The organism is Bartonella sp. DB5-6 (assembly GCF_000278115.1).
Taxonomy (GTDB): Bacteria; Pseudomonadota; Alphaproteobacteria; order Rhizobiales; family Rhizobiaceae; genus Bartonella; species Bartonella refiksaydamii.
Genome location: NZ_JH725121.1, coordinates 99,880 through 122,379 on the forward strand (window position 1 = coordinate 99,880; position 22,500 = coordinate 122,379).

Annotated in this window: 13 protein-coding genes, 1 tRNA gene and 2 pseudogenes (1 of these 16 only partly in view); 6 read left to right on the forward strand and 10 right to left on the reverse strand. The window is 38.9% G+C overall.

What is annotated here, in order from left to right; translation table 11 throughout:
• Nucleotides 1–816 precede the first annotated feature (816 nt).
• Nucleotides 817–2,460, reverse strand: coding sequence for a chaperonin GroEL (gene groL, locus MCO_RS07860; RefSeq protein ID WP_007553666.1), 1,644 nt, complete (start codon nt 2,458–2,460; stop codon nt 817–819).
• A 77-nt stretch (nt 2,461–2,537) separates the two neighbouring features.
• On the reverse strand, nt 2,538–2,834 hold the full coding sequence (gene groES, locus MCO_RS07865; RefSeq protein WP_004857291.1) for a co-chaperone GroES: 297 nt from the start codon (nt 2,832–2,834) through the stop codon (nt 2,538–2,540).
• Between the two features lie 227 nt (nt 2,835–3,061).
• Between groES and fumC the strand changes: the two genes are divergently transcribed.
• Nucleotides 3,062–4,450 (forward strand): class II fumarate hydratase, encoded by a 1,389-nt coding sequence (gene fumC, locus MCO_RS07870; protein WP_007553677.1) that lies wholly within the window; start codon nt 3,062–3,064, stop codon nt 4,448–4,450.
• 893 nt (nt 4,451–5,343) lie between these two features.
• Here fumC and MCO_RS07880 read toward each other — a convergent pair.
• Entirely contained in the window at nt 5,344–6,972 is a 1,629-nt protein-coding gene (locus MCO_RS07880) for an alpha-D-glucose phosphate-specific phosphoglucomutase (protein ID WP_007553682.1), read from the reverse strand.
• A 181-nt stretch (nt 6,973–7,153) separates the two neighbouring features.
• Here MCO_RS07880 and MCO_RS07885 point away from each other — a divergent pair, with 181 nt between their 5' ends.
• On the forward strand, nt 7,154–7,678 hold the full coding sequence (locus tag MCO_RS07885) for a peroxiredoxin (RefSeq protein ID WP_007553684.1): 525 nt from the start codon (nt 7,154–7,156) through the stop codon (nt 7,676–7,678).
• Nucleotides 7,679–8,252: 574 nt separating this feature from the next.
• Here MCO_RS07885 and hisS read toward each other — a convergent pair.
• The 3 genes from hisS to MCO_RS10655 form a co-directional block, all read right to left on the reverse strand.
• Nucleotides 8,253–9,761 carry a histidine--tRNA ligase gene (hisS, locus tag MCO_RS07890; RefSeq protein ID WP_007553686.1) on the reverse strand — a complete coding sequence of 503 codons (1,509 nt, stop codon included), beginning with the start codon at nt 9,759–9,761 and terminating at the stop codon, nt 8,253–8,255.
• Between the two features lie 530 nt (nt 9,762–10,291).
• Complete coding sequence (gene pyrF, locus MCO_RS07900) at nt 10,292–11,137, reverse strand: orotidine-5'-phosphate decarboxylase (RefSeq protein WP_007553689.1); 846 nt, start codon at nt 11,135–11,137, stop codon at nt 10,292–10,294.
• A gap of 291 nt (nt 11,138–11,428) precedes the next feature.
• Entirely contained in the window at nt 11,429–11,596 is a 168-nt protein-coding gene (locus tag MCO_RS10655; protein WP_155799348.1) for a hypothetical protein, read from the reverse strand.
• Here MCO_RS10655 and MCO_RS07905 point away from each other — a divergent pair, their 5' ends adjacent.
• The 4 genes from MCO_RS07905 (at nt 11,597) to MCO_RS09860 (ending at nt 19,961) form a co-directional block, all read left to right on the forward strand.
• On the forward strand, nt 11,597–12,685 hold the full coding sequence (locus MCO_RS07905; RefSeq protein ID WP_007553692.1) for a TIGR04086 family membrane protein: 1,089 nt from the start codon (nt 11,597–11,599) through the stop codon (nt 12,683–12,685).
• Between the two features lie 807 nt (nt 12,686–13,492).
• A complete protein-coding gene (locus MCO_RS07910) occupies nt 13,493–15,367 on the forward strand; it encodes a site-specific DNA-methyltransferase (RefSeq protein ID WP_007553694.1) in 1,875 nt (624 codons plus the stop codon).
• 11 nt (nt 15,368–15,378) lie between these two features.
• Nucleotides 15,379–18,372: a type III restriction-modification system endonuclease gene (locus tag MCO_RS07915; RefSeq protein WP_007553697.1), complete on the forward strand. Its 2,994-nt coding sequence runs from the start codon at nt 15,379–15,381 to the stop codon at nt 18,370–18,372.
• Nucleotides 18,373–19,571: 1,199 nt separating this feature from the next.
• Entirely contained in the window at nt 19,572–19,961 is a 390-nt protein-coding gene (locus tag MCO_RS09860; RefSeq protein WP_050982519.1) for a hypothetical protein, read from the forward strand.
• 767 nt (nt 19,962–20,728) lie between these two features.
• Here MCO_RS09860 and MCO_RS10885 read toward each other — a convergent pair.
• From MCO_RS10885 to MCO_RS07935, 4 genes and pseudogenes are all read right to left on the reverse strand, one after another.
• The gene (locus MCO_RS10885; protein ID WP_196794038.1) at nt 20,729–20,872 is read right to left on the reverse strand and encodes a hypothetical protein; all 144 of its coding nucleotides are present in this window, start codon (nt 20,870–20,872) and stop codon (nt 20,729–20,731) included.
• Nucleotides 20,873–21,384: 512 nt separating this feature from the next.
• Nucleotides 21,385–21,634 (reverse strand): annotated as a pseudogene (locus MCO_RS10310) (late control protein); the annotation flags it as partial.
• Nucleotides 21,635–21,721: 87 nt separating this feature from the next.
• A pseudogene (locus MCO_RS11340) lies at nt 21,722–21,893 on the reverse strand (transposase domain-containing protein); the annotation flags it as partial.
• A 597-nt stretch (nt 21,894–22,490) separates the two neighbouring features.
• Nucleotides 22,491–22,500 (reverse strand) — tRNA-Met (locus MCO_RS07935); it runs 67 nt beyond the window's last position.

Consider the following 22,500-nt stretch of genomic DNA (forward strand, 5'->3'; position numbering starts at 1 on the left):
ATGACGAGCTAATATCGAGCAGAGAGGAATATCTGCTTTTAAAAAGATTTAGAGTTTTAACATCGGTAAAACAAAGAGCAATTTTACAACTCATCACTGATCAAAATGAAAATTTTTAACATCATGAGACATGGTGCCACTCAACAGAGAGTGTAGTACAATGACTCTCTGTTCAGTAGCATTCATGAGAGTGTTTTTTAAAAAGCAACCCCTTATGCGTTGGGAACGCTTTTTATTTTAAACCATATTCACTTAAATAGTCCTATTATAAATACTTAGTATCTGTTCTAATTTTCCCCCACCTTAAAGGATGGAGATTCCTGCCACAACCGGTCTGTAAACAGCCCAGCTCTTCTTGAGCAGGTTCCCCTTGGCTTCTCACTCATGTGCTTCATTTTACAAGATTCTACGGGCAAGCACCACCCTGATATTCATCACACTCTTGAACAAAAAACACCACGTTGGTAAAATTAGCTTATATCACTACCCTAAACGACAGTATTTTACGGAAAAACAGGATAAAAACACTTCATTGCGGTAAAAAAAAGCATGAAGAAAAAGCAAAATCTTCTGACACAAACGATAAGACAGAGCAACCTTGTTTTCCAACAAAAACGCGAGCATTAACACGTCTGAGTAGAATTGCTTTATTTTGTGCATTAATAATCTATACCCTATCGAAACTTTCCTGCTTCAAGGCTTCTTTTCCAGCAGCTATCAGAAAAGAGAAAAACAGCAAAATTATCAAAAAAACAAAAAGAGAGATACAAAAAACGGGTCCAATGGACCCGTTTCTTTTTACCTTTATAAAAGGGCTTAGAAATCCATTCCGCCCATTCCACCCATTCCACCACCAGGCATTGGAGGCATTGGAGTATCTTTCTTTGGAACTTCAGCAACCATTGCTTCTGTTGTAATAAGAAGGCTAGCAATTGATGCAGCGTTCTGGAGAGCAGAACGCACAACCTTCACAGGATCAACAATTCCCAAAGCAATCAAATCACCAAACTCACCGGTTGCGGTATTGTAACCAAATGTATCCGCATTGTTTTCAAGCACTTTGCCAACAATAATCGCTGCTTCTTCACCAGCATTGCTTGCAATTTGGCGCGCTGGTGCTTGTAGAGCACGGCGGACAATACTAATACCAGCTTCTTGATCAGGGTTGCTACCTTTAACAGTCAACGCATTTGCAGCACGCAATAATGCGGTTCCACCACCAGCAACAATACCTTCTTCCACAGCAGCACGTGTTGCATTCAAGGCATCATCAACGCGGTCTTTCTTCTCTTTCACTTCAACTTCTGTTGCACCACCAACACGGATAACAGCAACACCACCAGCAAGCTTAGCAAGTCTTTCTTGCAATTTCTCACGATCATAGTCAGAAGTTGTCTCTTCAATTTGTGCTTTAATCTGATTTACGCGTGCACTAATTTCGCTCTTTTGTCCAGCACCATCAATAATCGTCGTATTTTCTTTAGAAATATTGACTTTCTTAGCACGTCCAAGCATATCCAAAGTGACATTTTCAAGCTTAATGCCCACATCTTCAGAAATAACCTGACCCGATGTCAAAATTGCAATATCTTCAAGCATTGCTTTACGACGGTCACCAAAGCCTGGAGCTTTCACAGCAGCAATTTTCAAACCACCACGCAACTTGTTGACAACCAGCGTTGCCAAGGCTTCACCTTCCACATCTTCAGCGATAATGAGAAGTGGTTTACCAGACTGAACAACAGCTTCAAGCACAGGAAGAAGAGATTGTAGATTAGACAATTTCTTTTCGTGAATGAGAATGTAAGGATCATCAAGATCTGCCACCATTTTCTCAGCATTGGTGACAAAGTAAGGGGAAAGGTATCCACGATCAAACTGCATCCCTTCCACAACTTCCAATTCCGTTTCAGCAGTTTTTGCTTCTTCCACGGTAATAACGCCTTCATTGCCGACTTTTTCCATGGCATCAGCGATCATTTTGCCGATTTCCTCAGCTCCATTAGCGGAAATTGTTCCCACTTGAGCGATTTCTGCTGAAGTTTGGATTTTTTTTGCTTTTTTGAAGAGATTTGCCACCACTTCTTCAACAGCAGCATCAATCCCACGCTTAAGATCCATTGGGTTCATGCCAGCAGCAACAGCTTTTACGCCTTCTTGCACAATAGCCTGTCCCAAAACAGTTGCAGTTGTTGTCCCATCACCAGCAATATCATTGGTTTTAGAAGCAACTTCGCGCAACATTTGCGCACCCATATTTTCGAACTTATCTTCCAGTTCGATTTCCTTTGCAACGGATACACCATCTTTTGTGATGCGAGGCGCACCAAATGATTTATCGATCACCACATTGCGACCTTTAGGGCCCAGCGTCACCTTTACAGCGTTAGCAAGGATATCAACACCGCGCAATAAACGCTCACGCGCTTCACGGCCAAATTTGACTTCTTTAGCAGCCATTTAATTTCTCCTTGGAGTTGTCTTAAATAAAGTACAAAATACCAAATAATACAAAATGAAAGAACGAAGAGACTGGATTATCCCAAAATCCCCATAATGTCAGATTCTTTCATAATGAGGAGGTCTTCACCATTAATCTTCACTTCGGTTCCAGACCATTTTCCAAACAAGATACGGTCTCCTGTTTTAACTTCTAAAGGCACACGCTTTCCGTTATCGTCAAGAGCGCCATTGCCAACAGCAATAACTTCACCTTCTTGCGGTTTCTCCTTTGCTGTATCAGGGATGATAATCCCACCAGCAGTCTTATTTTCAGATTCAACCCGACGGACAACGACACGATCGTGAAGTGGGCGGAATTGTATGTTAGCCATGTTTTAAATCCTTAAAACTTAGTATAACTGAATTAATCTTAAAGGGTTTGTTAGCACTCTTCAACCAAGAGTGCTAGTATCAACCCGAATATAAAATCGCCACTCTTCAATGTCAAGGATCAACTGTTAAAATAATTTACTTCAATAAGTCTTAAGAGTCTTGCCTCTTTTTTCACTTTTGCGTTATCTAGCTTTTTATTATACCTGTAAACATAAAGGATTTTATCATGGTTGAAACACGTCAAGAAACGGATAGCTTTGGAACGATTTCGGTACGTCAAGACCGTTATTGGGGTGCACAAACTGAACGTTCTCTGCATAATTTTAATATTGGCACGGAAAAGCAACCTCTCACCATCATCTATGCCTTAAGCCTTATCAAAAAGGCAGCAGCTGTTGTGAATATGGACAAAGGGAAACTCCCGCAAAACATCGGAAAAGCGATCATTACTGCTGCTGATGAAGTACTTGCAGGGACATTCGATACACATTTTCCCCTTTCCGTCTGGCAAACTGGCTCCGGCACACAGAGCAATATGAATGTCAATGAAGTCATCGCCAACCATGCCAGCATGCTTTTGGGAGGAAAACTTGGCACCAAATCTCCCGTTCACCCAAATGATCACGTGAATATGAGCCAATCATCAAACGATTCCTTTCCCACCGCGCTTCATATTGCTACCACGCTACAAACGCGCCAACACTTATTTCCCATTCTTGAAGCCCTTATTACAACTTTAAGAAAAAAAGAGGAAGAATTTGCCGACATTATCAAAATCGGGCGCACCCATACCCAAGATGCAACCCCCTTAACTTTAGCGCAAGAATTTTCAGGCTATCGTGCCGCACTGGAAGCCAATCTTCAGCGCATTGAAACAGCTCTTGCCGACGTCCAAACACTTGCCCAAGGAGGTACAGCTGTTGGAACAGGACTCAATGCACCAAAAGGTTTTGATGTTGCCTTTGCGCAAACAATAAGCACCCTTACAGGAATAACCTTTAAAACTGCCAGTAATAAATTTGAAGCCCTTGCTCACCATGGAGCCCTTGCACATTTCCATGGAAGTCTAAATGCTCTAGCTGCTGATCTGTTTAAAATTGCCAACGATATCCGATTCTTAGGTTCAGGTCCCCGCTCAGGCTTGGGTGAATTAAGCTTGCCCGAAAATGAACCAGGCTCTTCTATCATGCCAGGCAAGGTCAATCCCACACAGTGCGAAGCAATGACAATGGTTGCCTGCCAAATCTTTGGCAATCATACCAGTGTCACATTTGCCGCAAGCCAAGGGCATTTTGAACTAAACGTTTATAAACCTGTTATTGGTTATAATGTTTTACAATCGATTACGCTTCTTGGTGATTGCATGCGCTCTTTTGATCTCCATTGCATACAAGGTTTACGCGCCAATCGCATTCATATTCACTCTCTCATGGAACGCTCTTTGATGCTTGTAACAGCTCTTGCCCCAGAAATTGGCTATGAAAAAGCCGCTGAAATTGCCAAAGCCGCGCATAAAAATGATACAACTTTGCGTACTGAAGCCCTAAAAGCAGGCGTTTCTGTAGATGATTATGACCGTCTGGTTGATCCAAAAAAGATGATCGCCCCGCAATAAACAACAAGATACAATTTTCTTTAAGATAAACTTTCATGTAAAACTATCAGATCATAAATTATCCGATAGTTTTACATGTTTAGCAATCTATGTTTTAATCTTACAAAGATGCGTTAAAGGAACAATCCATTAAACACCACCTACGAAAAATTAAAAAACTCCCAGACCTTAGGTATATTCATGCCAAAAACTTTCATTTGCTTATATAACAAAACGCCTCCCCTCCTATCCCTGACCAATGCAATGCACCAATGTTCTCGAAAGCACCTATGCCTTGCCAGAGCTATTTTAAAGAAATACTGTTATAAAGATTAAGAAAATTCTTTACGCATAAAAACACAACTTTGCGTATCAAAGCACTAAAGACCAAGCGTTTTGGAGACAATTATAGCCGACCAATTGACCTAAAAAGTTGATCACCCCACAAGAAACAAATGGATGGAGACTTCCTTAAAACAGATCTGCCTGTAAGAACAAACCACTCACAATCCAATTTCTGTGACCAATAGCATTTAATTTTCAAAATCAGAACCACACGCGAGCTTGAATAAACCAAGCCTTCTAGAAAAATGAAAGCAGAATCCTTCACCATGAGTAATAAAACCCCATGCAAAAAAGCAACGCCCCAGAGAAGACACAAATCACTCATTTATAAATGATAATATATTTTCTTGCATATTAAATGAGAGCCTTAAATAAAATTCTATCATTTTCAAACTTGTTCATGATAAATCGTAACAAAACCATTGGCTTATACCTCAAAAGAGGAAACACCATGGGGATAAAACCGTTGAAAAAAGTAAGACGGCCTCAATGCAAGAGCAATCACAACATTTAAACTGGCAAAAAAATGATGGTGGCAACCCATACTTATACAACACAATACAGCACTCTCATGTGATAACATCGGGATGTTCTCGACCGAATTCTTGTTGCATATTCAACAATTGAAGTGCCGCTTGTTGCAAAGGTTGGAAAACTTTTTGTGGATCTTGATTGTGTTTGTGTGGGTTTCCTTCGTACTGTTCAAAATAAAGTCGTAAAGTAGCTCCCACCGTCCCTGTTCCTGATAAGCGTATCACTAATCGCGCACTGTTCTTGAAAAAAATACGTATGCCTTGCTTTGTGCTAACACTCTGATCAATGGGGTCATGATAAGTAAAATCGTCTGCTTTTTCGACCTGCAGTCCAGCAATTTCTGTTCCTGCCCGTGGTAAATGCGCACGCAACCGCTCTATGACCGCAAAAGCTTTATAGGCATCGACTTCTTCATAATCATGACGCAAAGTGTAAAAACGCCCATAAGTGTGCCAATGTTGTTGAACAATTTGTGCGACAGATTTCCCTGTCACCGCTAAAAGATTTAACCAAAATAATACAGCCCATAAACCGTCCTTTTCGCGAATATGATGAGAGCCCGTTCCAAAACTTTCTTCACCACAAAAGGTTACTTTCCCCACATCCAAAAGTGACGCAAAAAACTTCCACCCCGTTGGCGTCTCAAAACAATTCAATCCTTTTTTTTCAGCAACCAGATCAACAGCACGCCCCGTCGGCATAGAACGGGCAATCCCTACAATGCCTTGGCGATAACCTTTAATCAGATGTGCATTCTCAGCCATAATAGCCAAAGAATCAGAAGGCGTGACAAATTGCTTACGACCAATAATGAGATTACGATCTCCATCACCATCAGATGCCGCACCAAGATCAGGAGCTTGATCAGACATTAACAAATCATAAAGAGCCCTAGCATAAACCAAATTGGGATCTGGATGCCCTCCTCCAAAATCTGGTAAAGGAATACCATTGACCACCGTTTCTTCAGAAAAACCTAAACATTTCTCAAAAATTTCGTGCGCATAAGGACCTGTGACCGCATGCATTGCATCAAAGCGTAGGGTTAAACCTTTTTCTACTGCTCGAGCAATACAATCAAAATCAAAAATCTCCTGCATCAAAGCAACATAATCGGCTACCGGATCAAGTATTTCCACCCGCATAGACCCGATAAAAGTTGTTCCTTCTCTTTCTAAATCAACATCTGGAGCCTCAAAAATTTTATAAAAAGCAAGATTTTGTGACGCTAAAAAAATAGCTTCACACAAAGAATCAGGAGCAGGACCACCGTGAGAAATATTGTATTTGATGCCACAATCTCCCTCCAAACCACCAAGATTGTGACTTGCTGAGAGAATAAATCCACCATGGGCATGATATTTGCGAATAAGATGTGAAACAGCAGGAGTAGAAAGAATACCCCCTCTTCCAACTTTTACACAAGCAACACCGTGAGCCGCCGCCATTTTCAATACAATCTGAAGAAGGGTGAGGTTGAAATAGCGCCCATCACCACCAAGAATCAACAATTTTCCCTCAAGAGGTCCAATGCTGTTAAAAATGGCTTGGATAAAATTTTCAACATAATGCGGCTGTTGAAAAACCGATACCTTTTTACGCAAACCAGATGTTCCCAGTTTTTGATCATTAAAAGCCCTAGTCAAAACTGTGGTTATGCTCATAAACACGCCTTCATGTTATTTTGTTCGATTCTAGAGTGAACATCCACCAAAGTCGACCATTAATTCTGCTTGACGGAACAATGAAATACTTGCACACTTGCTACAACATTGAGAAATTTAAAATGCACTCTTAAATACACTTTAAAACACAACCCTCATAGAAGAATACAGGAGCATTATTATGACAAGAAAAAAAGTTCCCAACGTAACCTTTCACACACGTGTGCGTGATGAATCCGTGAGTGGCAACAATCCTTATCGGTGGCAAGAGGTTAACAGTGATGCGTACTTTAAAGGAAAGCGAGTTATTCTTTTTTCTCTTCCCGGCGCTTTTACGCCCACTTGCTCAACCTTTCAGCTCCCTGATTTTGAAAAACTCTATGATGAATTTAAAAAAATCGGTATTGATGAAATTTATTGTCTTTCCGTCAATGATGCTTTTGTCATGAACGCTTGGGGAAAAGCGCAAGATATTAAAAATATAAAATTAATCCCTGATGGCTCAGGCGAATTCACACGCAAAATGGGCATGCTGGTTGCTAAAGACAATATCGGTTTTGGAATGCGCTCATGGCGTTATGCTGCTGTTATTAATGATGGCATTATTGAACAATGGTTTGAAGAAGCAGGTTTTTCCGATAATTGTACAACAGACCCTTATGAAGTTTCTTCACCACAAAACGTTTTAAAAGCCTTGCAAGGCTAATTTCAAAGCAAATTCACAGCGTTTAAACAACACAAATTCTTTCGCAAAAAGGAGTTTGTGTCGTTTGTATTTTGACCTCCTCCCTTCTCTAAAGGACGAAGGTTCCTACCAGTTCTGATCTATAAACAGTCAAGCCTCTCTTGGCGAGTTCCTCCTGCTCACCACCCATGTAATTCAACTCATAAGCCCTACGGGCAAACACTACCCTAAAGACTTAGCACACACCTTAAAAACGTGTGTTTTACACACCTTATATCATCGCCCTAACCAACAGTGTTTTACAGCAAATCATGATAAATTTTCCATTGCCCCACCATCAAGCTACAACTGGAATATTTTTACCACAAAAGCCTACAACCACTCTATCATAATCATAGCTCCCGCTACCGTCTCCTAAAAACAACTTTTTCCATCATCATTAAGAACAGTAAAGAGCAACGCCGCCTCAAAAGCAGGATCTCATATCATACTTCAATCCACCCACCACAAAAGGGTCAATTTTGATACGGTTCTGAGTACTACCCACCCTAACCTTTTATTTCTTTAAGAGTGTTTGTTCTAGAGTATAAGGTCTCTATTTAAAGCATGAAAACTTTTGTGCCTTTTGCGTTGTCAAAATATCCTGTACCGCTTTAACCAATTGCTCTTCATCAACGGTTACTTGCGCTGGTCTGCTTTCACGCCAGGTTTGATTATCCTTAATTTCATGAGACAAACGCGCACCCTCAATCAAATCTTTGATCTGTATTTTTCCGCTCTCACGCTCCTGTGAACCTTGTATCACCACACAAGGGGATTGGCGCCGATCAGCATATTTCATCTGCGCTTTCATCCCCGATGCCCCCAAATAAAGTTCAGCACGAATTCCTGCATTGCGCAACTGCATCACCATTTTTTGATAACCAGCAACAGCTTCTGGCTCTTTATCCATCATCAGCACCACCACAGGTCCGATAATCTCTTTCACAGGCAATTTTCCAAGATTTTGCAAAGCAGCTATCAAGCGTGAGATACCAATTGAAAAACCCGTTGCTGGAATATTTTCCCCACGAAAGCGTGCGATCAACCCATCATAGCGTCCACCTCCACCAACAGACCCAAAAACGACTTTTTGTCCGTCATCATTGAGAACATCAAAAAGCAACGCAGCCTCAAAAACAGGTCCCGTGTAATACTCTAATCCACGCACCACAGAAGGATCAATTTTGATACGATTCTGATACCCATTCGCAGCAAAAATCACTTGCATTTCCTCAAGCTCACGAACTCCTTCAAGTCCTTGAGCACTTTGGGCAACAATTTTTCTAAGAGCATCAAGTGTTTCCTCTGCTGTTTCAGCCTGTACCGTAAGCAAAGCGAGAATACAATCAATGTCTTTATCTTTAAGCTCCGCGCCTTTTGTAAAATCACCACTTTCGTCCAAACGCCCTTTGCCCAAAAGCAAACGCACACCTTCAGTCCCAAATTTGTCAAGTTTATCAATTGCTCTTAAAACAGTGAGACGCTTTTCCGTTTGTTCACTTTCCCCCAAGCCAATCAATGCTAAAACACATTCCAAAATTTTTCGGTTATTAAGACGAATGGCATAATCATGATGCCCAATTCCTAATTTTTCCAAACTATCTGCTGCCATCATGCAAATCTCCGCATCCGCAGCAACGGTTGGTGTTCCAACAATATCGGCATCAAACTGCATAAATTGCCGAAACCGCCCAGGTCCGGGTTTTTCATTGCGGAAAACAAAACCAAGACGATAGCTCCGATAAGGTTTTGGCAAAGTTTCAAAATTTTCTGCAAAATAACGAGCAAGAGGGGCGGTAAGATCGTAACGCAAAGACATCCATTGCTCATCATCATCTTGTAGAGAGAAAACCCCCGCATTTGGACGATCTGAATCAGGTAAAAATTTGCCCAACACATCAGTATATTCAAAAATCGGTGTTTCAAGCGCTTCAAAACCGTAAAGTTCATACACTTCGCGAATCTGAGCTATCATGGTCTCAGTTGCATACAATTGCGCACTTGTACGATCAACAAAACCACGAGGTAAACGAGCTTTAGTTTTTTCTTGTTTCGATGACATATGATTCTCTAGCAACAATTTGTGTTTACGATTGTCTCGTGTCTTATCTTATAGAAACAAACGCTGCAATGCCTTTATAATCCCTAAACCTTTAAGCAATATGCGATCAGCGTTTGTTTTACAAAGATGATATCCCTCCCCTAGAGAGTATTCACTATGAAAGCACTTGCACTTTCAATATCAGAATATAAACAAACTCTCTTTGAATATTCTTCTCTTTATAATGAAAAATGATATGCCCTCACCCCAAACATTCTCCTAAGCTTTCTCCATCTCTCATCCCCAACGCGCCCTTTCCCCATTACTCGTTCTTGAAGGAATTTTCCCCTATTCCCACTATCTCTACATTCTCCTCTATTAGTCTTCTTTTCCTCCAAATGTCTTTTCGCGCTATATCTCTCTTCTAATATCAAACGCATGCTTGCTTCTTTAGAAACATCAAAAGCAATCTTTATTTTGAATAAATAGAAGCACACCCTAAAAAACACCTCTATAAGGGCTTTTCAGATTTATCACATATGCAAAAATTCTCAAAGCAAGAGAGTGTGTATAGCTTGCTGCGCAAAGTTATTGATGCATGTTTTTAAATCAACAATATTGGGACCAGCATCAGTGATCGACCTTGAAATGGAAGGAATAACATTCTGCCACGAACTTTGAGGAAACTGATGTGCTAATTGTGTTATTGTCCCTCCTTGAGCTCCAATACCTGGAACAAGAAACAAACAGTTTTTTAACTGTTCAATTGCCTTTTTCGATTCACTGCCTAATGTTGCTCCAACAACCGCACCGACAGGACCAACAGGATGATGCTCGCTCAAAGACTGACTATTATAGTCAAAAATACGCTGTGCCAAATGAACAGAAAGTGTCTGATCACCAATGCGCGCATTTCGAATTTGCTTACCCTCTGGATTAGAAGATTCAACAACCACAAAAACGCATGTCTCCGTTTCTTCTGCAATCTTTATCATAGGAATGAGAGCATCAAAACCAAGGAAAGCATTGACTGTAATGGCATCGGCTTTAAATGCACTGTTCGAACCAAGCCAAGCTTTCCCATAAGCTTCAACAGTAGAGCCAATATCCCCGCGTTTTGCATCAACGAGAACCAATAACCCTTGTTCATGGGCTGTTTCAATGAGTTCTTTGAGAACCTGAAGACCCTCCACACCATACAATTCAAAAAATGCCGCTTGCGGCTTTATAATGCCAACATTCCCCACAACCGCTGTTAAGAGGATATCACAAAATTCTTTTAACCCTTTATAATCACGGCTTAAATTCCATGATTGCAAAATCTTATGACTAGGGTCAAAACCAATACAAAGCGGCCCATATATTTCCCGATTTTTAAAAAAATTTGCACAAAACATTTTACACCTTAAGCTAGTTTTTCTTTAAATTTTCGATACAAAAGAGGAAGTTATTTATAAAAATGACCAGTAACATGTTTTAGTAGTGAAGAAAAAAATATTTTCAAATTTCATCGTAATACATTAACAAAACAAGTTCCCCACAGCATTTCACAAAACAACCTTTTGATACAAAGATATCCCTTCTGCTTGCTTTATTTCGCATAGAGCATCACTCTCATCACCAACGTAAACCCTCCATAAATTAGCACTCGATGCGTATTCCACAAAAAGCCTCCCACCACCATAATCTCAGTATACATCTCCAGAATAGTAATCCATACGCATCCCTATAATGATCATTGATAAATCATGATCTATTGTCACTATTTCCCCTCCATTTTCACGCATATTTGCCCATTTGGAACATAATGGTTCAGAAAGCATTGTATCTCCAGCATCATTCAAGGAGATAAACACATGGAAACTCGCATTCCTGAAGACACACCTTTCGATACCCATTTTTTAGGAGAAACATCCATAGAAACAGAGTATCCCTTTTTCCACACACCCATTTCATGGTCGGCAATCTTTGCTGGGGTAGTAACAGCACTGGCAACATCAATCTGCTTGTCTTTTCTGGTTACAGCTTTAGGCTTAAGTCAAATGGACTTCACCTCAACAGCACCTTTTGAAGGCACCTTTCTCTCCCTTGGAATTGGATCACTCGTTGTTATGCTTATCAGCATTGCTTTGGGAGGTTTTGTGGCTGGACGTTTTGCAGAGTCTTCAGGCGCACTTCACGGCTTTTTAACTTGGGCTCTCTTAACACTTCTTATGACAATCCAAGCCATCTGGTTGGTCTCAAATGCTGCAAGCTTAAGCGCTAAAGCCGCTATCGAAAACACTTCCATGATCCAACAATCCGTTGACAACCTCAAAACAAATCCTTCTCCCCTGTTTACAAAATTAAATGGCGAAAGTGTTGAGAACTTTTTGACAAAGAAAAAGGACAATGGCGTCGATTTTGACAAACTGCGCAATGAATTACGTACACTTCTCAATAAAAGTGACATTCCCGCCCTCAATCCGGAACACTTGAAGCAGTCCTATCAGGAAGCTCTCAAAGATATTGGTTCCACAATAACAGCGTTCAAAAACGACCCTTCTCACTATCGCACACATCTGAAAGATCTCAGTGAACGTCTTTCTGATCGCATCCAAACCATTACCACAAAGTTTGATCAAAGCGATATCATCAACAACCTTATGAACAACGGCATGACACGTGCAGATGCACAAACAAACGCCAACCGCGCAGTTTATGTTTATCAAACGGCAGAAGCAAAAACCGAAGAAGCACTTAAAGCCCTTGAAGAACAGGCTAAGACACTGTCTCACAAGCTAGACACATCCATAAAGGATGCGCGTCACATGGGGAATAAAGCCGCCAAAACAGCATCGCATATGGGCTGGTGGGGCTTTTTAGGAGGCTTGATTGGTGCCATTATTTCCAGTGTGTGTGGCTATTATGGCTACAAAAACCGTAAAGACTCTTTTATGCTTTAAAAACTTTTACCACATAAAGCATAAAACCAATAAAAAGCTGTACTATCCCTACAGCTTTTTTTGTAAAATTTTTTGATTTTTTCTCATGCGACAAAGGCGTTAAGAACAGAATTTAGCCTTTTATTATATATTATATTAGAAAACTGTATTCAAAATAAAAGTCAATTTTCCAATAATTCTGTTAGTTTCTTTCCTTTAAGGATTTTCAAGCAGATTTTTTGAATAAGTACTTAACTTTATTTATTGTCTATATACTTAACTCATCTCAAAAAACATTCTTCTACAAGAAACAACTTTTCTAAATATGGAATAAATATATCAATCCTGTTGATTAAAAAAATACATAGTGTTGATTATGACAAATAAAACGATACTCTATCATCTGATACTAATAGTTCAATTTTGAGTATACCATCATAATTTGTACTGTAGACAAGCATATTAACAAAACATCTGAATGGACAAAAGACCTACAGATAAACAACTTTTCAATCTTAATGTTCAAACGAAGTACAAGAAAATTTTCTGCAATCGTTAGCAATTAAAAATGTCTTTTGTAAATCTTTTTAGCTTATATACAAACGTCAAAACCTTACTATTACTTTTAATACGAGCAATCAAAATAAAACATTTTATAGTGTGTCATAAAAATGAGCTTGTACCAATTGCAGTATGAGAACAAAAACGCAACCTATTAATTGTGTGCAAAATAAATAAAGAAAACAGTAAAATTAACTCTTTTATGAAAAAATGTGAAAAAATCACCAAGCGCCTAGAACAAACTTTATAAGAGATAATGAAAAACACATGAGTAGTATGGAAAAGCTAGACAGCAAAAGCGTGGATATCGTAGAACAAAATATTCAACAGTTGAAGCAGCTGTTCCCTGAAGTGTTTTCAGAAGGAAAAATTAAATTCGACCATCTACAAGAGCTTTTAGGAAATTATGTAATTAAAGATGAAGATCACTATAACTTCACATGGCATGGTAAACGTGCAGCAAGCCGTCTTGCCCAAACACCAAGTACAGGAACACTACGCCCTTGTAAACAAGAAAGCGTAGATTGGGATACCACACAAAATCTGTTCATTGAAGGTGATAATCTTGAAGTTTTGAAACTTTTGCAAAAACCCTATCACCGTCAAGTAAAAATGATTTATATCGACCCCCCCTATAATACCGGCAATGATTTTGTTTATAAAGACGACTTCAAAGACAGTGTACAAAACTATCTTGCAACGACGGGGCAATTGGATAATGAAGGCAAAAAAATAGCAACAAATTCCAGCAGTGCAGGCCGCTACCATACCAACTGGCTAAATATGATGTACCCACGCCTCAAACTTGCGCGCAATCTGCTACGCGATGATGGTGTTATTTTTATCTCCATTGATGATAATGAAGCAGCCAACCTCAAAAAGCTTTGTGATGAAGTTTTTGGAGAAGAGAATTTTATTGCGCAATTGATTTGGCGTCGCCGAGTATCATCAGGAATGTCAGAACAGAACGTTTCCATAGATCATGAATACGTACTTTGCTATCAACGCAGTGCAATTTCTGAATTTATGGGCAAAAAAAAGAGTTTTAATGAATACAAAAATCCTGACAATGATCCCAGAGGTCCATGGATTGCTGATAATTTAACTGTTGGAATGAATGCCTCAATGCGCCCTAATCAAGCTTATGATCTCACTGATCCTAAGACTGGAAATGTCTTTCCTTATAATCCGAATAGGGTTTGGGCCTACGCTCCTGATAGCATGGAACGGCTAATAAAGGAAGGTAAAATCTTATTCCCGGCAGATACAAATAAACGACCAATGCTTAAACGGTTTCAAAATGAGCTTAAAAGCAATTACAACCCTTTCTCTAGCATTATGACAGATATAGTTGGGTTAAACACCGAAGCAACGCGCATGATACAAAAAATACTTCATGGGAACATATTTGATTACTCAAAACCAATGTCTCTTTTAACAACATTGTTAGGACAGATTGTAGCTAAAGATGATCTCATTCTCGACTTTTTTGCAGGGTCTGGCACTACAGCGCATGCGGTCATGCAGTTGAATGCCGAAGATGGTGGTAAGCGGCGTTGTATTTCTGTACAACTGCCCGAGCTTACAGATGCAAAATCGGAAGCTTTTAAGGCTGGCTATAAAAATATTGCAGAAATATCCAAAGAGCGTCTTCGCCGTGCTGGGAAAAAAATCAAAGAAGAGCAAAATGCTAAGCTGGATTTAAATACAAATAGTAGCATTGACATAGGCTTTAAAGTTTTTAAGCTTGATAGTTCGAACATTAAACGCTGGGAAGCAGATTTTGATACACTTGGAACAGACCTGATTGATGCCGTGGACTATCTCAAAAAGGATCGTTCCAATGAAGACCTACTTTATGAAATTCTTCTCAAATATGGAATTGATTTAACTGTTTCTATAGAAATGCGTCTCATTGCCGAAAAAAATGTCTACATTATTGGGCTTGGCACTTTAATTGTCTGTTTAGATACAGATATCGATATGAATGTTATCAATAGTATTGGTGCCCTTAAAGAAGAGCTACAACCAGAAATCATGCGTGTTATTTTCAAAGATGACAGTTTTAAGGATGATGTTGTTAAAACCAATGCTCTCATATACCTAAAACGCTATGGCATTTTTGACGTTAAAAGCTTGTAGAGAAGACAGCTATGAAAATTAAATTTGACCCTAACCAACACCACCAACGTCGCGCATGGGAAGCTGCTGTTGGCGTTTTTGAAGGACAAGAACTTGATAAAGCACTGTTCTCTATGCCTTCATTAAGCAAAAATGAAAATGAATTTGAAACTCACTTAACACGACAAAGCGATATATGTTTTGGCAACCGCTTACGTCTTTTGCCTGAAAAAATATTAGAAAACGTTCAAAATATTCAACTCCGTAATAGTTTAAAGCAAACAAAAGAGTTAAAAAGTCTTGATTTTACCATTGAAATGGAAACAGGAACGGGAAAAACTTACGTATATCTACGATCTATTTTTGAAATGAATAAACGCTATGGTTTTTCAAAATTTATTATTGTGGTTCCTAGCATTGCGATTAAAGAAGGCGTTTTCAAAACTTTAGAAATGGCAAGAACGCATTTCAAAGAGCAATATGATAATATCCCTTTTGACTATTTTGTTTATGACTCTAGCCGGTTGGAGAAAGTCCGCAGTTTTGCCAACAATGATTATATCCAAATCATGGTGATCAATATTGATGCTTTCCGCAAAAGCTTTACTGATCTGTCAAAAGAAACCAGTGCAAATATTATTCATCGCTGGAATGATAAAATGCAAGGTGTACCGATTGACTTCATAAAATCTACTCACCCCATTGTGATTATTGATGAACCGCAAAGTGTGGATACTACCACTAAATCAGGAGAGGCAATAAAATCTCTTAATCCACTTTGCACCTTCAGATACTCTGCAACACATATTAATAAACACAACATGCTGTATAAACTGGATTCCATCGATGCCTATGAGCAAAAATTAGTGAAGCAGATTGAGGTAGCTTCTATTCAAGTAAAGGATGGGCACAACAAAGCGTATATTAAGCTATTGGCTGTTGATAATAAGAAAGGCCACCGCGCTAAGATTGAACTAGATATTCAGAAAAAAAACACAATAAAACGTACTGAAAAATGGGTAAAACAAGGAGACGACTTGCTTCGTATATCAGGTGGTCGCTCTCTTTATGATGGCTACGTTGTAAATGATATTTATTGCGAAGAAGGCAATGAATATATCGACTTCACCAGCAAGCCAGATATTATTCGCCTACACCATGCGATTGGTGATGTAAATGAGGATGAGTATAAGAGACTACAAATCCGCAAAACTATCGAAGAGCATTTAGATAAAGAGCTGAAACTCACACCAATGGGAATTAAAGTTCTTAGTCTCTTTTTCATTGATAAAGTAGCAAATTATCGGGACTATGCTGCGTTGGAACAAAAAGGCAAATACGCTATTATTTTTGAAGAAGAATATGCAAAGGCAATTAAAAAACCGAAATACCATAGCCTTTTTTCTGAAATAGACACGGATAGCCTACCATCACAGGTTCACAATGGTTACTTTTCCTGTGATAAAAATGGGGTTAAAGATACTAACGGTTTTACAAAAGCTGATGAAGATACCTATAGCCTTATCATGAAAGATAAGGAGAAACTTCTTAGCTTTGATTCCAAGTTAAAGTTTATTTTCTCCCATTCCGCTCTAAAAGAAGGATGGGACAATCCTAACGTCTTCCAGATCTGTACACTTAATGAAACAAAATCCACTATAAAAAAACGCCAAGAAATTGGGCGCGGACTCCGTATTGCTGTTAATCAGGATGGAGAACGTGTCCACGGTTTTGAAGTCAACACACTAACGGTCATGGCTAACGAGTCCTATGAGACTTTTGTTGATGATCTTCAAAAGGAAATAGAAGAAGAAGAGGGTATATGCTTTGGCATTATTGAAGAGCATGCCTTTGCCAATATCGTCATAGAGAAAGAGACCGGAGAGCAAATGTTTTTGGGTGCAAAAGCCTCTGAAATCCTTTGGAATAATTTCTTGGAAAGACAATATATTGACCAACACGGTAAATTAACAGACAAACTAAAAAAAGCTCTGAAAGAAGAGTGTGTTGCGCTTCCAGAACAATTTGAAATGCAAAGAGATGTTATTACAGCCACTCTTAAAAAAGTTGCAGGCGGACTGAATATTAAAAACAATGAGGATAAGCGCACAATACACTTAAACAAAGCTGTTTTTGAAAGTCTTGAATTCAAAGAGCTATGGGATCGTATTAAATACAAAACCATCTATAATGTAGAATTTAATCCAAATAAGCTTATTGAAAAATGTGCCACGAGCATTCAAAACAACCTCATTGTCAGCAAAACAAAGTTCAATTACACTCGAGCCAAGACTGAAATCAGTAAAGCCGGAGTAAATATTACTGAAAGTAAGGAAAGCACGCACATATATGATGTGCGTGATTATCAAATTCCAGATATTTTAAGTTACCTCCAAAATGAAACTAATCTTAAGAGACGCTCTATTCTTGATATCTTACTCAAGAGTGGGCGCTTGAAAGACTTCAAAAACAATCCCCAAAAATTCATTGACGAAGTAAAAAAGCTTATCAAGCGTGAGATGCGGCGTTTTATAGTTGATGGTATCAAATACTACAAAATTGGTGATGAGCATTTTTATGCACAAGAGCTTTTTGAAAGTGAAGAGTTGATTGGATATTTGAACAAAAATATGATTGTGTCTGATAAATCAACCTATGATCATGTTGTCTATGATTCAGATATTGAATCTGACCTTGCACAATCGTTTGAAAAAAATGAGGAAGTAAAAGTTTACGCAAAACTACCTAGGTGGTTTAAAATTGATACCCCACTTGGGTCATATAGCCCCGATTGGGCTGTTTTATTCGAGCTAGATGGGCAAGAAAAGCTATATTTTGTAGTTGAAAGCAAAGGAACTGTTTTCGAGGACATGTTGCGAGATACAGAAAAAGCAAAAATCCATTGCGGACACAAACATTTCAAAGCTCTAGGGAAAAATATTCAATATATCGTTTCTGATAATTATAAGACTTTTATCGATCAAGCAATTCAAAAAGATAAAACAACGACTCGAGAAGCCATTTGATCTATGGAACTTATACTTCTTTCCGTTGTTTTCGATAAGACAAAGCCTCTCCGACCAAATGACATGGGAAACGTTTTAACTTATACTCCCAAAGCAAGATTATTCTGATATCTCCTCATGCTCTTCACGGTTAACTTTATAGTATAAAATTAACTTCTGAAGCATCCCAACACCTAAGTTATCAGTAGATGGATACCAGAGTAAATTAGCACTCCGTGAGAAGTACATCAATCAAGCGTAAGATGCTACATTCTACACGAATAACACCCTATTAATATATATGTGTAACACATTGATTTATAAAAATAAATTATTATTTTCAACTTGAATCATAACTCCGAATATTGTAAGATTCTTTCATCACGAATCCTCCCACATTGAATCAATGAAAATCACTTGTTTGCACATCACAAGCAGAGTTAATGTGTAGACAAAAAACTATAAAAAAAGGAATAAAATGCCTCTATAAATCGTCTAAATACAAGGGCTGTCGTAATATTGAGAGATGGCAAATATAACATGGCACCGGCTTGCTACACTTCATAAGCATAAAAATGTTGTGCTCAATAAGCTTACCATTATACCATTCACGAACGCCGTCGTGAAATGGGCTTGAGTGCCTTGAGAGATGTTTCTTTAAAAACAAGCGCACGAATATGCAATATAACGACGTTCTGTTTTGTGTAAAGGTCGTGCCCCCCTATTAAATAACGCGAAAAACAAAAATGTGAGGCAATGCACAATCTTCAATTATTAAAAAAATATCGCTCTAAACGCTTTTAAAAATCGTAAAGCTGAATTAGGAAATGATGATAAAATAGCTTCTGGTTTTCATTTTTCCGCCTTCATATTCTCTCCAAATTAAGCTGTATACCCGTTTCAGAAATAAATCAAACAGATATACGCAATGTTCTTTCTCCTATTTGACACACAAAAGCTGAAACTACTCCTAGATCTCTCATTACCTTAATATTTGTTTCAAATATGCTGCTGCATTCGGATTGTATGCACGATTTACAGGCAACAGAAAAAGCACGCGCTCTCCCAAGAAAACAACACCATAAAAAACAAAACTTACCTGCAATGGATTAGAGAGATGTGCTGGCTTTATCAAGACACGTTGCAAAACGCCTACAATAACACAATTAGCTTTGTGTTTACTTATTCTTACAGGCGTTCTTACACATCCTTTGTGTCATATGCATAAAGATCAAATTGATGGGAATGCCTATACCATCCCTGCCGAGAATATAAAAGAAAAGCGTGATACAACAACAGAGTTTCACGTGCCTTTATCATCAAAATCCTTAAAAGCGATTACCCCCCTCTTATCTCTTAATGAATTCCTTTTCTCATATTATTTTTTTAATGTTTTTAACTCCTTAAAAAGGATGTTTAGTTTACTGCCGATATTCCATAAAACCCACTCTTCTTATAGGAGAACAAAATTGATTTGTCACACCGCGCAGCTTCTGTCTCCCCTAGTTCTTCCGTCTCCCCTCTTGACGTCAGTTGCAATTGCTGCAAATGCAAAAGCCGCCCTAAGGTCAGCAAATGGAGATAGAGCAGAAGTTCAAGAGATGATGTGAAGATGTCCTTTTCAAAAAGGTAGTACCTTTGGGCTAAGAATGAGATACATGGCTTCTGGAGGCTTTTTCTCTTAGTGTTTTATGTATGTTAAGATAAGCGTAAGAAGCTTTTTCACTTCTCCAGATGCTTTTATAGTATGGGTTGGATTGCGCGATTTTGTCTCAACCATTTCCTTCTCACGTTTTTTCCCGACTGACATTCAGCCAAAGCTTCATCCTTCAATAAGGATAAAAACGCCCACTACCCATTCAAAGAGTTATGATAGTTTTTGTTTTCCAATATAAGGAAGGGCTTTTTGCTTTATCGGATTAGAGAGCAGAAAGCATTGTTGTTCATCTCACGAATGCGTCCCCTCTCCGTCTAGAGCGGTAAGAATGCCCGATCATTTATATGCCCATATCCTTTATAAGCTTTTTTAGACAGCAATCACACTATAGAGCACTATATAACCAGCATTGGTCAATACACTTGCTGTAAATGCAAGGGGCTCCACCGGAGCGCGTACATGGGAACAGTGTAGATAAGTGAAGGGATAATGCAAAAGTTTTACCTTGCAAGAAGTTAGCACATTGAGCTGCACATAGGATAATACGCAGGCTAACATAAAAGCAATAATTTTGCGCACCATTTCATCTGCTAACAACACCGCAAAAATTTATGCCCTAAAATGCAGTTATAGCGCAGTATTTCTTTCTGAATTTTCCTTTTTCTTTGTACTCCCTATTCTTAGAAGTTCTTCTATCATAACTACCGTGAATGGTGCGTTTTATCTCTCTGGATCAGTAATCCTTAAAAGCATTCTCATAGTAACCACAACGGATTTATTGGAAAGATTTTCTCGTAAATTCTTAATGGCTACCGCCTTTATTTTAAGGAGTGCCGCTTTTGTGTTCGTTATCATATCGGTCATGCCTTCTGCATGGCTAAGTTTTTTACCTTAACGGTTTTTTCGAAAGCAATTTCAAAACCATTTCTGAGAAAAGTTTTATTCGAACATCTCAATGGAAGAACTCTTAAACACGCATTAACTCTTTATTCTTTTTTCAAAACGCCGCGGTCGTTATCGCTCCCCTCGTTGCCACGATAACCATAAAATATAACGCATCAGCTTTTTTGATGGCTTTTTTGCAATCATTGGTTGGTACCTTTGTTTGGTATCCATCAAAATTGTTTATAATTACCCACATAAAAAAATTAAAACCCTCTTCGTTCTTCCTTAAAAACAATAATGCGAATGCGCAATCATTCCATTTCAGAGAATTATGATAGTTTTTATTTTCCGGTACAAGGAAGGTCTTTTGATTTATCGGTTTAGAGAGAAGCAAGATCAAAGTGCAAAGTTTACACTGTTGATTCCAAGGGACATCTCACGACCGATCGAAGAGACAACTTGACCCTCTCATTGTTTGTTTCCACCAGCTTCTATATTCCTCTCTGCTTTCCTTTGTTTGGAGCCTCTAGTGTAATTTCTGTGATATATCCGCTCGTTTTCTCATAGCGATGGATGGACGGTTATGGTTTTTCATGGACCATTGATTTCGCCACGCCCCCCTTGCAACAGAAGCGGTTGATCCGCCATAATTTCTGGTTGCCCTTCCAACATCAAAGAACCACTTCCTACAGCGCAGCATAGCTTATCCAATTCTGATGCAGCAGCAACCAGAACCTCTTCTAGTTCTTTCGCAAAAGCAATAATTTTGCGCACCATTTCATCTGCTAACAACACCGCAAAAATTTATGCCCTAAAATGCAGTTATAGCGCACAAATCTGCGCAGCAATATGGGCTTTGAATTCTTACAATCCTATCCGCGCGCTTTCCGTAATCTTCAGGCTTGGCATCAGGCTTATTGCCCGTATATGCTCCCGCAAAAGGATGTTTGGAAATCGCTTCTGACAGATTACACCATGCTCGCTCAATCGGTTTAGAGGAAAGAAGGCATTCCCCTACCCATCTTGCTTCAAAGGTGCATGATGTTTAGTAGCATGCCCTTATTAATCGCTATTGCGTTCTTTTACGCGGGGGGAGGACATCCTGAGCCATCACAGAGCGCTCACCATAGGTCTGCGCGTGTTTACGGGTTACTCGTTTTTTTCTGTTTCCATGACGTTTTTACAAGCAAAGTGCGAAGCGCAGAGGCAATGTGCCCATCTCAAAGCACATAGCTTGTCACCGGCATTTCCCCAAAGATCACAGGCATATCAGGTTTTGTATTATAGAGCATTGTATAAAAGAGGAATTTTCTGATGGTTGCGATACTTTTTCCTGTATCAATGCGTTACCACTTTCGTCTAGAGTTTTGTGATATGATTTGTAGATTTAATTCTTGAGAGGAGGATTTTTTCTATCCAGAATGAAGTATAATTTATGTGCTGAACTATAATATATGTCTCTAAGTTATCTTTAGAAGATGCGAAACAATTTTTTGAAGCTGTATTGAGCTGTATGAATACAGAGATATTAATCTGAACGGATAGCTTTTATCTTCAAATATTTTCAAACAGCTGTAAGTTTTTTGTTCAATTTTTTTGGTTGCGGG

Coding starts and splice junctions, on each gene's coding strand:
- groL (WP_007553666.1), bottom strand. CDS start 2,460: ATGGCTGCTAAAGAAGTCAAATTTGGCCGTGAAGCGCGTGAGCGTTTA.
- groES (WP_004857291.1), bottom strand. CDS start 2,834: ATGGCTAACATACAATTCCGCCCACTTCACGATCGTGTCGTTGTCCGT.
- fumC (WP_007553677.1), top strand. CDS start 3,062: ATGGTTGAAACACGTCAAGAAACGGATAGCTTTGGAACGATTTCGGTA.
- MCO_RS07880 (WP_007553682.1), bottom strand. CDS start 6,972: ATGAGCATAACCACAGTTTTGACTAGGGCTTTTAATGATCAAAAACTG.
- MCO_RS07885 (WP_007553684.1), top strand. CDS start 7,154: ATGACAAGAAAAAAAGTTCCCAACGTAACCTTTCACACACGTGTGCGT.
- hisS (WP_007553686.1), bottom strand. CDS start 9,761: ATGTCATCGAAACAAGAAAAAACTAAAGCTCGTTTACCTCGTGGTTTT.
- pyrF (WP_007553689.1), bottom strand. CDS start 11,137: ATGTTTTGTGCAAATTTTTTTAAAAATCGGGAAATATATGGGCCGCTT.
- MCO_RS07905 (WP_007553692.1), top strand. CDS start 11,597: ATGGAAACTCGCATTCCTGAAGACACACCTTTCGATACCCATTTTTTA.
- MCO_RS07910 (WP_007553694.1), top strand. CDS start 13,493: ATGAGTAGTATGGAAAAGCTAGACAGCAAAAGCGTGGATATCGTAGAA.
- MCO_RS07915 (WP_007553697.1), top strand. CDS start 15,379: ATGAAAATTAAATTTGACCCTAACCAACACCACCAACGTCGCGCATGG.
- MCO_RS09860 (WP_050982519.1), top strand. CDS start 19,572: ATGCATAAAGATCAAATTGATGGGAATGCCTATACCATCCCTGCCGAG.
- MCO_RS10885 (WP_196794038.1), bottom strand. CDS start 20,872: ATGACCGATATGATAACGAACACAAAAGCGGCACTCCTTAAAATAAAG.